This is a genomic window from Paractinoplanes abujensis, from assembly GCF_014204895.1.
Classification (GTDB): domain Bacteria; phylum Actinomycetota; class Actinomycetes; order Mycobacteriales; family Micromonosporaceae; genus Actinoplanes; species Actinoplanes abujensis.
The window spans coordinates 4,210,798-4,223,379 of sequence record NZ_JACHMF010000001.1 but is presented as its reverse complement, the minus strand read 5'-3'; the positions used below and the strand labels follow the sequence as shown (position 1 = coordinate 4,223,379).

The following is a 12,582-nucleotide window of genomic DNA, read 5'->3' as shown; positions in this document are numbered from 1 at the left end:
CACGCCTCGGGTACCGCCCAGTTCCGGCACGTCACCCGTGCGGAAGTCGATGTCATTCATGGTGCAAGGCCCTGCGGACGGTGGCGCGGACAGCGTCGTCGTTCTCGGCCCGCAGGTGCTCGGCGAGCACATCGGCCATCTGCGGATGGTCGCGTGGGGCCATCAGGATCACCGCGAGTGAGCGGACGTCGGGCGACGGGTCGGACAGGGCCGCCGGAAGCAGTTCGCGGCCGTGGGGTCCCTGGGCGGCCAGGGCGCGCACGATCGTCTCGCGTACCGCCGGATCGGTTTCCTCCGCCAGCGCCCGCACCAGGGCGGCCGGGAGCGACCCGCTCGGCTGCGGGTAGGTGATGAACGAGTACGCGGCGGCCCGCCGGCGCCGGGGGCGGGCGTCGTTGCGCAGCGTGTCGAGCAGGGCGTGCTCGTCGCCCGCCATCTGCTGCGCGAACCACGTCAGGTCGACGGGGCCGGCGCCGCGCCCGACGAAGTCGAGCCAGCGCTCGTACCAGGAGAGGAAGCCGGCGTCGGCGTGGAAGTAGGGCGCGAACAGGCCGTCGGCGTTGACCTCGACCAGCCGTCCTCGCCCCGGCCCGGAGACCACCAGCACGGTCCAGTCGAGGCAGCCGCCGTGGACCACGGCGATCGTGCCGGGGAAGTCGCGCGTCACGGGCGCTTCGGCGTCGGGGATGAGCGGGCTCGTTCCGGCGGGTTGCCCGGGCCGGGACGCCCAGCGGGTGATCGGCAGCAGCCCGTACGTGGGGCCGTAGCCGCCGTGACCCACCCGTGTGACGAATTGGCGGAACTCCTCGGGGAGCCGGATGCCGTGCCGCTGCTCGAAACCGGCGACCTGGTCCTCGCTGAGCACCGGGCCCAGGGTGGCGTTCTCCGTACGGGGGAGGGCGGCGAGCTTGGTCCGGATGCGCGCGATGGCGTCCACGGTGGCTTCTCAAGGTGATCGATGTCGGTCCCCCGCAGCGTACTCGTCGGGCGGCGCCAGCACGCGGGCGAGGTGGTAGTCCAGGGTGCGCCGCACCTGGGCGCGGGTGCGGCGGCCGTGCAGCAGGTCCAGGCCGAGGCCGCTGATGCCGCCGACGAGCAGGTTGGCCTCCTGGGCGGGGTCGATCGTCCGGCGGGCCCCGGCCGCGCGGATCAGCGCGGCCACCAGGTCTTCCAGGGGGTGTTCGGCGGGCAGGAAGACCGCGGCCAGGGCCGGGTCGGTCAGGCTCCACGCGTAGTAGGCGGTCAGCACGCGCAAGCTGCGGCGGCGCTGCTCGTCGAGGGGGAGCAGTTCTTCCAGGGTGGCCCGCAGCAGTACCCGGGGGTCGGACGCGTCGCGCAGGGCCTCGATGCGTCTGCGGCCGCGCTGCTCGTTGTCGCGGTGCAGCTCCTGCAGCGCGGTGACCAGCAGGTGGTGCTTGCCCGCGAAGTGGTACTGCACCGCGCGGGGCGCCACACCCGCAGCGGCGGCGATCTCGCGGACGGTCGCCATCTGCAGGCCGCGTTCGGCCGCGATGCGCCAGACCGCCTCGACGATCTGCCGTCGCCGCCCGGCGAGCAGCGGTGCGGGGGCGGGGATCGGCGGGTTCTTGCGGGACCGGTACGCCCGGGCCTGGCACGCGCGCGAGCAGTAGACCGGGCGGCGGCCGCGCGGCGACGCGGGCCGGACCGGGCCCCGGCAGACCGGGCAGCTGATTTCGTCACGCACAAGATCAGCCTAGACGCGTACTCTGCGTGACGTTTCGGGTGAACAGCGCTTGTCGCAGCAGGGCCCGGATGGTGTCGTTGGTACGTTCGTATCTCGACGGGGGAGTCGCTGTGGACGACGGCTGGTACCGGTTGGCAATGCTGCTGACGCTCGTGGCGGGCGTGTGGGAGGGCCCGATCGCGATCCTGTTCCGCCTCTTCACCGACAAGGGGCCCAATGCGCTGGTGGCGGCCAATTACCTGCCCGCCCCGTGGTGTTATGTCGTCGCCGTCGCGGCCGCCGGGGTGGCGTTCGCCGTGCTCGCCGTTCTGGAGAACAGGCGCGCGGCTGGCAAGCTGGGGTGATGGAGTCAGTCTGGGACTACCCGCGGCCACCGCGCCTGGAGCGCAGCCGCGCGCGGATCACGGTCGTCCACGCGCAGAAGGTCATCGCCGACAGTGAGCGCTGCTGGCGGGTGCTGGAGACCTCACACCCGCCGGTGTATTACATCCCGCGCGACGACATCGCCGAGGGGGTGCTGGAGCCGGGCGACGGCCGGTCGTTGTGCGAGTTCAAGGGCATGGCGAGCTACTGGGATCTCGTCGTCGGCGAGACCCGCGTCCGGCAGGCCGGTTGGTCCTACGAGCGCCCCGTGGCGGCGTACGGGGAAATGGTTGGCGCAGTGGCCTTCTATCCCAGCCGCGTCGACGAGTGCCGGGTGGCCGGCGAACTGGTGCGGGCGCAGGAGGGCGACTTCTACGGCGGCTGGATCACCGCGGACATCACCGGCCCGTTCAAGGGCGGCCCGGGGACCATGGGCTGGTGAAACGCCGGTAGGCGGCCGGGTCGACGTTGCCGCCGCAGACGATCGTGACGACATGGCGCCCGGCGAAGCGCCGCCGGTCTTCCAGCACGGCCGCCACACCGAGCGCTGCCGACGGTTCGGCCACCAGACCCGCGTCGTCGAGCAGCAGCCGCATGCCGGTCTTGATCGAGTCTTCCCGTACGAGGACAGCGTCGTCCGCGACCGCCAGCAAGTCGTCCAGCACCTCCGGGATCGGGAAGCGACCCGCCACACCGTCGGCGATAGTGTCGGCGGCCTCGGTAGTCACGACCCGGCGCTCGCGCCACGACAACGTCATCGCGGGCGCGCCCCGCGGCTGCACGCAGATCACCTCGACGCCGGGCGCCAGCGACTTCAGCACGTGACCGACGCCGGTAGCCATCGCGCCGCCCCCCAGCGCGATGAGCACGACGTCCCCGGCCGACACCGCGCCGATCAGTTCGAGCCCGATGGTGGCCGCACCCTCACACGTCTCGACGTCGAGACTGTCCTCGACCAGCCGGATGCCGCGTTCGCGGGCCAGGTGCACCGCGCGTTCGCGGGCCGCCTCGAAGTCGCCGTCGACCAGCTCCAGGCGGGCCCCGAAGGACCGGATCCGGTCGAGCTTGACCGCGGGCGCCCGCCGCCGTGCCACCACCGTCACGTCGAGCCCGCGGCGGCGGCCCGACCAGGCCAGGGCCTGCCCGAGGTTGCCCGCGCTGGCGCACACCACCGCCGAGGCGGCGGCCAGGCGACTCGTGACCAGTTCGGTGCCGCGGCCCTTGAAGCTGCGAACGGGATTGGCCGTCTCCAGTTTGATGCTCACGGCACAGCCGAGCCGCTCGCCCAGCGGGTCGCAGCGATAGAGCGGGGAGTCCAGGAAGGCCGGGTCGATCACGTCGCGGGCCGCCCGTATCCGATTCACATCCAGCCTTCCCATGACCACCAGCCAAGCCCTCGCGCCGGCCCGGGGCAACCCGACTATCGCCCGACCGGGTGAGCACCGCGCCCGGCGTCCGGTGATCCCCGGGCTTCCTCCGTACGGTGATCTTCCGTGCCGTCCCGAGGAGTAGCCGTGAAACGTCGTTGCCTGGCGGTCGCCGTGGCCACCGCGATCAGCGCCGCCGCCGGTCCGGTGCCGGCCGCCGCGACGGCACCCGACGCCTGGGGTCAGGCCAAGTCGCACGCGACCGGCGACCATTACAACCCGGGCGAGACCCGGCTGACCCCGGCCGTCGCGGGCACGCTGAAGCCGCGCTGGAACGTTCCCCTGGCCGACGCGAAATGCGCCTACGCGGCCGCGCCCCTGGTCGGCGCGAACCGGCTCGTGACCGCGGCGTCGTACCGGATCCGCACCTACGACGCGACGACCGGCGCGGTGGCCTGGGAGACCCCGGCCACCACCAAGAAGACCGGCTACATCCTGTCCGCGATCGACGGGACCCGGCTCATCGCGCAGTCCCGCGACTGCCGCTCCGGCAAGACGTTCCTGGCCGCGCATGACGTGCGTACCGGCCAGGTGATCTACCGCAAGCGGATCCCCGGGACCATGTACAACACGGTCGTCGACAAGGGCATCGTGGCCGGCGGTGTGTGGGACGAGACGGTCAGCCGGTACGTCGTCCGGGCGTACCGGATCAGCGACGGCGTGCGGGTGTGGGAGCGCACCGGATCGATCAGCGGGGAGAACATCGCCGCCGGCGGCAAGGTCCTGGTGGCCGGCGACACCTCGACCACCGCGGTCGACATGGTGACCGGCAAGTCCGCGTGGCCGGCCGCGACGGGCTGCTACACCCCGATCGGCGCCTCACCCGACGGCGCCAAGTTCTACATGCACTGCGACCCCGACGGGCTGATCCGCACCGTCAGCTCGGCCACCGGCGCGGTGCTCAAGACGTTCCCCGGCCACGGTTCGACGTACGGCTTCGCCACCGACGGCGAACGCGTCTACTTGCACAGCTTTGCGGGCGCCATGCTCGCCATCAGCGCCGACGACGGCCGCACGATCTGGTCGGCCCCGTTCGGTGAGGAGGCTCCCATCGAGTTCGCCATCGGCGGCGGCGTGGTCTACGGCTTCCGCGACACCAGTCTGCCGCTGGCCGCGTTCGAGGCCCGCACCGGCAAGCCGATCCCCCTCGACGCCGGCACCAAGGGTCTGCGCGAGGCGCCGATGGTGGCCAACGGCCGCCTGTACGGCCGGACCGCGTCCACGGTGACCGTCTACGCGCCCAGCGCCAGCCCGGTGAGGTAAGCGCGGTAACCCTCGTGCGGCACCTCCGGCGCCAGGGCGTGCAGCAGCTCCCGGTCGGCCGGTGAGCCGTCGGCCCGGAACCGGTACGCCGCACCGGCGGCCCGCAGGGTGACGTCCTCAGGCTCGTGGCGCAGCCCCTCGGTGACGAGGCCGGCGGCCGTACGGAAGTCGTCGTCCTGGGCGGCGAGGTCGGCCAGGTCCAGGTAGAGCGACCAGTTGGCCGGGTCCAGCCGCAACGCCTCCCGCAGGGCGGCGGCCTGCTGCCGGGTGTCACCGAGGTAGCCCCACGTGCCGGCCCGGACCACGTGCGCGAGCATCGTCGGTTCGAGGGCGTCGGCGCGGTCGCACAAGGCCAGAGATTCCGCCGTACGACCGCAGAAGCGCAACAGGATCGCCATGCGCGCCATCTGCTCGGCGACCGGGTCACGGTCGCAGACGACGTCGACGGCTCGCAGCCACGGACGCAGGTTCTCGCGCACCACGTCGGTGTCGAGGTCGGTGCCGTAGCCGGTCATGGTCGTCGAACCGTCGGCCAGCCCGATCGCCGTGACCGCGGTGAGGAAACGGTCGTCGCTGAACCAGGGCGCGGCGGCCCAGGCGATGGCCGGCTGGGAACCGATCAGCGATCCCAGTAACCGCGCGGCCTCGTCCATGTCACCCGTGGCGAAGGCGAGATACGACCCGGCGACGAACTGCCAGGCGCTGCCCGGCTCGGCGACGGCGGCCGCCACCTCGGCCGGGGACTGGCGGCGCAGCTCGTCGAGGACCGCGTACGGCTCCGGGTCGGCCGGATTCTGGGCGACCGCGCGGGCGAGATACGCCACGGCCGCGGTGGGGGAGCCGCCGCAGTGGGCCAGGACGCGAGCGAGAGCCAGGAACATCCGCGGCACGCTACCCGACAGCCTGGCGGTACTCCGCGGACATGGCCCGCTCGAAGTCGTCGGCCGCGCCGGCCGGGCCCCGGACCGGCATCGCCTGCAGCGGTGGCCGGGGCGGGCCCAGCCGGCGCAGATGGTCGTAGGTGCAGGCGTCGATCGGGTGCAGCGGAAGGTCGAGTGCGAAGGCCAGCCGCCGCACGATCGTCGACTTGCCCGGCCCCGGATTGCCTCCGACCCAGAACATCGGCGCATTCGTCACCACCTATGGCACGGTACGCGTGGATAGCCTGGCTCGTATGACGCGGTTCCTTGTGGTTCCCGGCCGTGGAGTTCCGTCCGCCGACCACTGGTCGCGCGCGTGGGTCGACGGCTACCCGGAGTTCTCGTGGGCGCCCGAACCACCCGGGCCGCCCGTCGACGTGGCGGGCCGGGTCGCCGCGCTGCACGCCGCGATCAGCGCCGACGACGAGCCGGCGGTTCTGGTCGCGCACGGTGCGGGCTGCCTGATCGTGGCCGCCTGGGCCGCTGCGCACGCCGGTCCGGTGAGCGCGGCCCTGCTGGTCACGCCGCCCTGGGCCCCGGACGGGGCCGACGGGCCACGGCGGCGTTTGCCGTTCCGCTCGATCCTGGTGGCCAGCCGGGACGATCCGATGGCCACCTTCGAGCAGTTCCGGGCGTACGCGGAAGATTGGGGCTCGGAGCTGGTCGACGCGGGCCCGGCCGGGCACCTGGACTCGAAGAGCGGATCCGGCCCGTGGCCCGCCGGTGAACGGCTGGCCCGATCGTTGAGCGGGCCGGTCCCGCGGAACCCGGCCCAGGTGTTCGGTGAGGTCCCCGGCGAGTACGACCGGGTGCGTCCGGCCTATCCACTGACGCTGGTCGACGACGTGCTGAGCTACGGCCCGTCCGGTCCCGGCGGTCGCCGCGCGCTGGAGGTCGGGGCGGGCACCGGCCGCGCCACCGTGCCGTTCGCCGCCGCCGGGATGCCGATCGTCGTTGTGGAACCGGACGACGCCATGGCCGACGTTCTCGAGCGCCGGGTGAGCTCGCTGGCGGGCGTCGACGTCGTACGCGACAGCTTCGAGGGGTTCCGCTCCGACGAGAAGTTCGGATTGTTGTTCAGCGCCGAGGCCTGGCACTGGACCCGGCCCGGGACCCGCTGGTCCCAGGCCGCGGACCTGCTCGCCGACGGCGCGACGCTGGCGCTGTTCTGGAACACCGAGCGGATCGCCGAGCCGGGCCTGCGGACGTCCATGCTCGAAGTGCTGGCCCGGCACGCCCCGGCGGTCGTCGTCAACGACGAGGCCGTCACCGCCGACCAGGTGTGGCACCGGTGGCCGGGCGACGAGCTGTCGCAACTGGCCGGCTTCGAGGGGCGGACCAGCCGCCACTACCTCTCCCGGCGCAGCGTGGCGGCGCGGGACTACCTGGGTCTGACCCGCACCAGGTCGCAGTTCCGCATGCTGCCACCACCGGTCCGGCGCGACGTGCTGGCCGGCCTGACCCAGCTGTTCGCCGACGAGGTGCCGCTCGAGGTCCACACGACACTGCTCCTCGCGCGCCGGTCGCTACGCGGCCCGGATCTCCAGGGCGGTCGACGGGCGGAGGAAAGCGCCGGTGAACGTCATTGAGTGCTCGGTGAGGGCGCCGGTCACCGAGAGGGTTTCCGCCTCGCCGAGGGTCAGGTCCAGGGGTCTGCTGCGGAGCCAGTCCATGCGGGCCTGGACGACGTGGCGACCGGCGGGCACGGTCACGCGGACGCTTTCGCCGCGCTTCAGCCTGGCCACTGGGCGCCCGTCGAGCAGGAACGTCATGCGCCGCGCCAGGGCGGCGGCGTCGGGAGCGCGGACGAAAGTCAGGACTGTCATGCTGCCCAGAAGACAGTGCATTCGCCGTTGTGGGTGGCTGCGCGATAGAAGTGGGTCAGGTCGGTGTAACTGGCGGTCAGCCGGGTGCGGTAGGAGTCGAGTTCCTCATCGGTGAAGCTCGGTGTCACGATGCGTTCCGGGGGCAGGGGCCGGCCGTACGTGGGTGAGTCGTAGTCGTAGTCGACCCGTACGGTGTCTCGTTCCACCAACGCGCCGAGCAGGTGGGGGGCGAGCGCGGTGAACGGCGTCCGGTCGAGCCGGGCGGATGCCTCCGCCACCTGAGGAGGGTCCAGGGCGCGGGCGAAACCGTTTGGCTCCTCGGGGAACAAGACGCCCGACCGGAACGGGTTGACGCTGAAGCCGGCCGCCGTGAACAGGGGGCCGAACAGCTTCCACTCCCAGTCGAGTTCGAGTCGTTCCGGATCGCCGAACGTGGTCATCCGTTCGTACGCGGTCGCGGGGTGGGATCGGATGTCCTCGCGCAGCTGCGGCGAGAGCCGGACGAGGTCACCGAGCAGGCTCATCGTTACGTCGCTTTCTCAGGGTGCCGATGGCATCTGTCGTGGCGAGGGCCCACAGCACGAGCAGCGGCTGGAAGAGCAGGCGGACGGCGCGGGCCGCGTCCGTGTCGAGGCCGAAGGCGTCGCGGTGCTCGGTGAACTGGGCGATGTTGCCGGGCAGGATCGCGACGAAGAAGGCCGCCGTGAGCGCGCCCGCGACGGACCGCCACGGCTGCTTCCAGGTGCTCAGCAGGGCCACGGCGAGCAGCAGTTCGGCCAGGCCGGAGGCGATGACGACGACGCCCGGGTCGAGCGGGACCCACGTCGGAACTTGCGCGCGGAACTCCGTACGGGCGAAGGTCAGATGGGCTGTGCCGGTGACCAGGAGCAGCGCACCCAGCAGGAGCTGGCCTGTGGTGGTGAGCGCACTCCGCATAGAGACCCAAGGTACGGGAAACTAGGGGAGTGTGACTAAGACGGTTCTGGTGAGCGGGGCTTCCGGTTTCATCGGCTCGCACGTGGCGGCGAAGCTGGCCGAGGACGGGTACCGGGTGCGCGCGATGACCCGGCACCCGGAGAAGTACGACGGCGCGGGGGAGCCGGTCGCGGCCGACGTGTCCGACCCGGCGAGTCTGCGCGAGGCGTTCACGGGTGTGGACGTGGCCTACTACCTGATCCATTCGCTCGGCTCGGACGACTTCGAGCAGCGCGACGCCGATGCGGCCCGCAGCTTCGCCGAGGCCGCCGCGAACGCCGGGGTGGAGCGGATCGTCTACCTCGGCGGCCTCGGCGCGGACGGTGGCGAACTGTCGGCGCACCTGCGGTCCCGCCGCGAGGTCGAGGAGATCCTGCGGTCCGGGCCGGTGCCGGTGACGGTGCTGCGGGCCGCGGTGGTGATCGGGCACGGCGGCATCTCGTGGGAGATGACCCGTCAGCTGGCCGAGCGGCTGCCCGCGATGGTGACGCCGCGCTGGGTCAACACCCGTACGCAGCCGATCGCGCTGCCCGACGCCGTGCGCTACCTGGTCGGGGTGCTGGAGCCGGCCGAGGCCCGCGGGCAGACGTACGAGATCGGCGGGCCCGAGGTGCTCCGGTACATCGACATGCTGCAGCGGGTGGCCCGGATCCGGGGCGCGCGGCTGCCCAACGTCACCGTGCCGCTGCTGACCCCGCGGTTGTCGTCGGCGTGGCTGAAGTTCGTCACCGATGTCGACTCGGCCACCGCCCGCAACCTGGTCGACTCGATGACCACCGAGGTGGTGGTGCGCGACGACGCGATCACCCGGGTCGTGCCGGGCGCGCCGATGAGCTACGACGACGCCGTACGGCTGGCCCTGGCCGACCGGGAGCGGGTGGCCCGGTGAACTCGGCCTGGCTGCGGCGCGCCCTCGGTCCGTCGCTGATCGACCGGGTCGAACGTGACCACCAGCAGACCGATCAGGCGTTCCGCCGGCGCCGCATCGTCGTGGCGTTCACCTTGGTCGCGGGGGCCGTGCTGCTCGGGATCTCCCTGTCGGTGCGGCCCGGCGACGACCTGTTCTACCTGCTGACCGTGCTGGTGGCGGCCACCTGGATCATCGGGGCGCTGCTGTCGGGGCCGCTGCACCTGGGCCGCATCGCGTTCCGGGACCGCCTGCGCCGGCCGATCATCACCCCGATGGTGACCGGGCTCGTGCTGGGCGCCGTCTTCGTCACCGGTTCGCTGATCGTGCGGGAGATACCGGCGCTGCGTGAGCTCGTCAACAGTGTGCTGGCCCACGCCCGTTACGGCGCCATCGTGCCGATCGCGGCGGTCACCCTGCTCAACGGCGTGGCCGAGGAAGTCTTCTTCCGCGGCGCCCTGTTCGCGGCGATCGGCCGCCGGCACGCCGTGCTCATCTCCACCGTCATCTACGCCGCGGCCACCGTGGCCACCGGAAACCTCATGCTCGTCTTCGCGGCGGCCCTGCTCGGCTTCGTGCTGGGCCTGCAGCGGCGCGCCTCGGGCGGCATCCTGGCCCCGATCCTGACCCACGTCACCTGGTCCACCACGATGCTGTTCGCCCTGCCGGCGCTGATCCACCAATGAGCTGGGCTCCCGGCGACACCGTCCTCTACCGGTACGGGCGGGACGGCCGGGCGCGTTTCGTCCGCGTCGGCCGGGTCATCACCGACGACGCCGACGGGCTGGCACTGTGGGTCGCGCCGGGGTCGCCGCAGATCGAGTCCGTGCTGGCCGACGGGCGGCCGCTGCGCGCGGTCCCGATCGCCGGCCGGGCGTCCCTGCCCCGGGCCCGGCGTCGTTCGACCTGGCGCGGTGCGGGCATCGTGCATTTCGCCCCGGCTGCCGGCGAGTGGTCGCTGTGGTGGTTCTTCGACTCGGCGCAGCGCTTCACCGGCTGGTACGGCAATCTCGAGTCCTCCCGTACGAGGTGGGAAGCTGACGGTGTGAGGGGCGTGGACACCGCGGACCGGGCACTCGACGTGTGGATCACGCCGGACGGCGCGGGCCGGTGGAAGGACGAGGACGAGTTCGCCGCGCTCACCGGGCGGCCCGGCCGGTGGAGTGCCGCGCAGGTTCCGGCGATCCGTGCGGCCGGGGAGCAGCTGATGAGCCTGGCCTCGGCCGGTGCCCCACCGTTCGACGGGCGCTGGACCGATTACCGGCCCGACCCGCGATGGGGGGCCGTCACGCTGCCGGACAACTGGGACCTGCCGCATCGGGCCGCGCCGTGACCGGCACCCTGCGGCTGATCGGTTACTGGGACGGGGAGTGGCCCGACGTGTGTGGCTTTCTGTCGGAGACCGAGGACCCCGTACGGGCTTCGGTTGCGGCGTTTCTGCGGTCGGGGCGCACCTTGGTCGCCAGCCCCGGCTTCTCCGTGTGCCGGCTGTGCGGGGCCCGCAACGGCAGCACCGACCTCACCGACGGTTCGCACTTCGTCTGGCCGAGCGGGCTCGCCCACTACGTCGAGGACCACGGCGTGCGGCTTCCGGAGGAGGTCGTCGCCCGCAGCCGCGGCCCGATCGTCGACCCCGGCGACACCGATGACGTGACCGTCGACGGCGAGTGGTGGCGCGACCAGGCCGTCGACGGCCCGGTCACGCACCGGCTCGGCTGTCCCCGCAATCCGGGCGTGGCCGGCTGGGATCTGCCGCCGCGGGCCGAGATCTGGGTCGACGGCATCCCGCCGGACGCGACGGCCGTCCTGGTCGGGGTCCGTCGTCTGCTCGGCGCCGCCTGGCCGTTCGCCGGCCTCCGCGAGCAACTGAAGTGTCAGCCGTTCCGTGCCGTCGCCGGCAACCCGGCCGAGCTGCACCGCTCCCTGAGCGCCCGCCCCGAGCTGCGGCCGTATCTGTTCTACGGCACCGAGCACGACTTGCGCCCGATCTGGGCGTGACGCGCTCGGAGCAGAACGGGCGCGGCCGCGCTGCGAGGATGACGACATGGATCGTGTGGTGCAGGCCTTGATCGCCAGTATTGCCGCGTTCGAGACGGCGTTGCAGCTGGGCCGGGATGACGACCGGCTGGCCGGCAACGCGCTGGAGGAGATCGCCTACCACCTCGGCGAGATGGACCCGGACGAGCGCCGCCAGTTCGTTGCGGCAGTGGAACGCGCCGCCGCCCGGTGGGAGGCGGATGATCCGGGCCGCGGCCAGGGTGACTGGGTCCGTGGGTTGCCCGGTCAGTTGGGGCTGAGCTGACGTACGTGGCGTGCGGCCCACTCGGCGAAGGTCCTCGGCGGCCGGCCCAGCACCGCGGCCACGTCGGGGCTGATCCGCTGCTCCCGCGCGGTCGGCGCGCCCAGGATCGCCAGTGTGCCTTCCACCACGGGCGGCGGCATGAACTGCAGCATCTGCTCGCGGGCCTGCTCCGGGGTCTGGTCGACGAAGTTGATCGGCCGGCCCAGCACGGCGGCCAGGTCGGCGACCCGCTGCCGCGGCGTGCTCAGGGCCGGTCCGGTCAGTTCATACGTACGGCCCTCGTGTCCACCGGGCAGGACGGTGGCCGCCACCGCGGCGATGTCGTCCGGGTCGATCACGGGCAGGCCGACGTCGCCGAACGGGGCGGCCACTGTGCCCGCGGCGCGCATCGATGCGGCCCAGGCGAAGGCGTTGGAGGCGAAACCGCCGGGGCGCAGGATCGTCCACTCCGGACCGGCTTCCCGTACGAGGTCCTCGATGGCCCGCAGGGGAGCGTGCGACACGGAATCGGGTCGTGTGCCGGCTGCCTGCGACGACTGCAACACGACACGTTTCACCCCGGCCTCCTTGGCCACCCGCAGGATCGCGGCCGTGTCGAGGTGCGCCCCGGCGCCCTCCACGAGTAGATACATCGCCTCGGCCCCGGCCAGCGCCGGCCTCAGGCTTTGCGGCTGGGCCAGATCAGCCCGGTGGTGGTGAACCCCGTCCGGCACCGCGATCGGGCGTCGCCCGCGCGACACCGCTGTCACTTCCGCCCCCGACTCGGCGAGGAGGGACACGAGCGTGCGGCCCACGTTTCCGGTAGCGCCTGTCACAACAATCATGCGGGAGAAGTTAGTAGCCTCGGGATAGTAGGTACCTAGAGGAAAGTATCGAGAATGTGATGGAGGGCAC

General features: G+C 72.4%; 18 protein-coding genes. 9 read left to right on the top strand and 9 right to left on the bottom strand.

Translation table 11 applies throughout. From position 1 onward, the window contains the following. Window positions 1-52: 52 nt before the first annotated feature. Together BKA14_RS45125 and BKA14_RS18820 are read right to left on the bottom strand one after the other, a co-directional pair. Entirely contained in the window at window positions 53-937 is an 885-nt protein-coding gene (locus BKA14_RS45125; protein ID WP_184952236.1) for a HEAT repeat domain-containing protein, read from the bottom strand. A gap of 9 nt (window positions 938-946) precedes the next feature. Beyond that, on the bottom strand, window positions 947-1,705 hold the full coding sequence (locus BKA14_RS18820) for a TetR/AcrR family transcriptional regulator (protein ID WP_203722452.1): 759 nt from the start codon (window positions 1,703-1,705) through the stop codon (window positions 947-949). 110 nt (window positions 1,706-1,815) lie between these two features. Here BKA14_RS18820 and BKA14_RS18815 point away from each other — a divergent pair, with 110 nt between their 5' ends. Then, window positions 1,816-2,049, top strand: a complete 234-nt coding sequence (locus BKA14_RS18815; RefSeq protein WP_184952235.1) for a hypothetical protein — start codon at window positions 1,816-1,818, stop codon at window positions 2,047-2,049. After that, the gene (locus tag BKA14_RS18810; protein WP_184952234.1) at window positions 2,049-2,510 is read left to right on the top strand and encodes a DUF427 domain-containing protein; all 462 of its coding nucleotides are present in this window, start codon (window positions 2,049-2,051) and stop codon (window positions 2,508-2,510) included. Before BKA14_RS18815 ends, BKA14_RS18810 begins: the two co-directional genes overlap by 1 nt. Here BKA14_RS18810 and BKA14_RS18805 read toward each other — a convergent pair. Beyond that, the gene (locus BKA14_RS18805; RefSeq protein ID WP_239093049.1) at window positions 2,479-3,432 is read right to left on the bottom strand and encodes a threonine ammonia-lyase; all 954 of its coding nucleotides are present in this window, start codon (window positions 3,430-3,432) and stop codon (window positions 2,479-2,481) included. The genes BKA14_RS18810 and BKA14_RS18805 overlap by 32 nt on opposite strands. 150 nt (window positions 3,433-3,582) lie before the next feature. Between BKA14_RS18805 and BKA14_RS18800 the strand changes: the two genes are divergently transcribed. Next, complete coding sequence (locus tag BKA14_RS18800) at window positions 3,583-4,758, top strand: outer membrane protein assembly factor BamB family protein (protein ID WP_184952232.1); 1,176 nt, start codon at window positions 3,583-3,585, stop codon at window positions 4,756-4,758. Here the strand turns inward: BKA14_RS18800 and BKA14_RS18795 are convergent. Both BKA14_RS18795 and BKA14_RS18790 read right to left on the bottom strand, forming a co-directional pair. Continuing rightward, on the bottom strand, window positions 4,728-5,639 hold the full coding sequence (locus BKA14_RS18795; RefSeq protein ID WP_184952231.1) for a tetratricopeptide repeat protein: 912 nt from the start codon (window positions 5,637-5,639) through the stop codon (window positions 4,728-4,730). The genes BKA14_RS18800 and BKA14_RS18795 overlap by 31 nt on opposite strands. Before the next feature lie 10 nt (window positions 5,640-5,649). Beyond that, entirely contained in the window at window positions 5,650-5,898 is a 249-nt protein-coding gene (locus tag BKA14_RS18790; protein ID WP_184952230.1) for a hypothetical protein, read from the bottom strand. Window positions 5,899-5,932: 34 nt separating this feature from the next. On the opposite strand from BKA14_RS18790, the gene BKA14_RS18785 reads away from it, so the two are divergent. Continuing rightward, window positions 5,933-7,267: an alpha/beta hydrolase gene (locus BKA14_RS18785; protein ID WP_184952229.1), complete on the top strand. Its 1,335-nt coding sequence runs from the start codon at window positions 5,933-5,935 to the stop codon at window positions 7,265-7,267. On the opposite strand, the gene BKA14_RS18780 is transcribed toward BKA14_RS18785, so the two are convergent. From BKA14_RS18780 to BKA14_RS18770, 3 genes are read right to left on the bottom strand one after another with little or no spacing between them, the layout of a single operon-like run. After that, a complete protein-coding gene (locus BKA14_RS18780; protein ID WP_184952228.1) occupies window positions 7,205-7,504 on the bottom strand; it encodes a hypothetical protein in 300 nt (99 codons plus the stop codon). The two genes, BKA14_RS18785 and BKA14_RS18780, sit on opposite strands and share 63 nt — an antisense overlap. Next, window positions 7,501-8,028 carry a DUF1877 family protein gene (locus BKA14_RS18775; protein ID WP_184952227.1) on the bottom strand — a complete coding sequence of 176 codons (528 nt, stop codon included), beginning with the start codon at window positions 8,026-8,028 and terminating at the stop codon, window positions 7,501-7,503. The genes BKA14_RS18780 and BKA14_RS18775 overlap by 4 nt, the downstream gene beginning before the upstream one ends. Beyond that, the gene (locus BKA14_RS18770; RefSeq protein WP_184952226.1) at window positions 8,012-8,440 is read right to left on the bottom strand and encodes a DoxX family protein; all 429 of its coding nucleotides are present in this window, start codon (window positions 8,438-8,440) and stop codon (window positions 8,012-8,014) included. Before BKA14_RS18770 ends, BKA14_RS18775 begins: the two co-directional genes overlap by 17 nt. Before the next feature lie 31 nt (window positions 8,441-8,471). On the opposite strand from BKA14_RS18770, the gene BKA14_RS18765 reads away from it, so the two are divergent. Genes BKA14_RS18765 through BKA14_RS18745 form a run of 5 tightly spaced genes read left to right on the top strand, consistent with a single transcriptional unit; the run spans window position 8,472 to window position 11,688 of the window. Then, window positions 8,472-9,368: an NAD(P)H-binding protein gene (locus tag BKA14_RS18765; protein WP_184952225.1), complete on the top strand. Its 897-nt coding sequence runs from the start codon at window positions 8,472-8,474 to the stop codon at window positions 9,366-9,368. After that, window positions 9,365-10,072 carry a CPBP family intramembrane glutamic endopeptidase gene (locus BKA14_RS45120; RefSeq protein ID WP_184952224.1) on the top strand — a complete coding sequence of 236 codons (708 nt, stop codon included), beginning with the start codon at window positions 9,365-9,367 and terminating at the stop codon, window positions 10,070-10,072. Before BKA14_RS18765 ends, BKA14_RS45120 begins: the two co-directional genes overlap by 4 nt. Continuing rightward, window positions 10,069-10,719, top strand: a complete 651-nt coding sequence (locus BKA14_RS18755) for a ribonuclease FAU-1 family protein (protein ID WP_184952223.1) — start codon at window positions 10,069-10,071, stop codon at window positions 10,717-10,719. The genes BKA14_RS45120 and BKA14_RS18755 overlap by 4 nt, the downstream gene beginning before the upstream one ends. Further along, a complete protein-coding gene (locus tag BKA14_RS18750) occupies window positions 10,716-11,384 on the top strand; it encodes a hypothetical protein (protein ID WP_184952222.1) in 669 nt (222 codons plus the stop codon). The genes BKA14_RS18755 and BKA14_RS18750 overlap by 4 nt, the downstream gene beginning before the upstream one ends. 46 nt (window positions 11,385-11,430) lie before the next feature. Beyond that, a complete protein-coding gene (locus BKA14_RS18745; protein ID WP_184952221.1) occupies window positions 11,431-11,688 on the top strand; it encodes a hypothetical protein in 258 nt (85 codons plus the stop codon). Here BKA14_RS18745 and BKA14_RS18740 read toward each other — a convergent pair. After that, a complete protein-coding gene (locus BKA14_RS18740; RefSeq protein ID WP_184952220.1) occupies window positions 11,670-12,512 on the bottom strand; it encodes an NAD(P)H-binding protein in 843 nt (280 codons plus the stop codon). The genes BKA14_RS18745 and BKA14_RS18740 overlap by 19 nt on opposite strands. Between the last annotated feature and the right edge of the window lie 70 nt (window positions 12,513-12,582).

Bases quoted from the DNA above. Each gene is read 5' to 3' on its own strand.
- BKA14_RS18780 (WP_184952228.1), bottom strand. From the start codon at position 7,504: ATGACAGTCCTGACTTTCGTCCGCGCTCCCGACGCCGCCGCCCTGGCG.
- BKA14_RS18740 (WP_184952220.1), bottom strand. From the start codon at position 12,512: ATGATTGTTGTGACAGGCGCTACCGGAAACGTGGGCCGCACGCTCGTG.
- BKA14_RS18770 (WP_184952226.1), bottom strand. From the start codon at position 8,440: ATGCGGAGTGCGCTCACCACCACAGGCCAGCTCCTGCTGGGTGCGCTG.
- BKA14_RS18810 (WP_184952234.1), top strand. From the start codon at position 2,049: ATGGAGTCAGTCTGGGACTACCCGCGGCCACCGCGCCTGGAGCGCAGC.
- BKA14_RS18745 (WP_184952221.1), top strand. From the start codon at position 11,431: ATGGATCGTGTGGTGCAGGCCTTGATCGCCAGTATTGCCGCGTTCGAG.
- BKA14_RS18795 (WP_184952231.1), bottom strand. From the start codon at position 5,639: ATGTTCCTGGCTCTCGCTCGCGTCCTGGCCCACTGCGGCGGCTCCCCC.
- BKA14_RS18755 (WP_184952223.1), top strand. From the start codon at position 10,069: ATGAGCTGGGCTCCCGGCGACACCGTCCTCTACCGGTACGGGCGGGAC.
- BKA14_RS18785 (WP_184952229.1), top strand. From the start codon at position 5,933: ATGACGCGGTTCCTTGTGGTTCCCGGCCGTGGAGTTCCGTCCGCCGAC.
- BKA14_RS18775 (WP_184952227.1), bottom strand. From the start codon at position 8,028: ATGAGCCTGCTCGGTGACCTCGTCCGGCTCTCGCCGCAGCTGCGCGAG.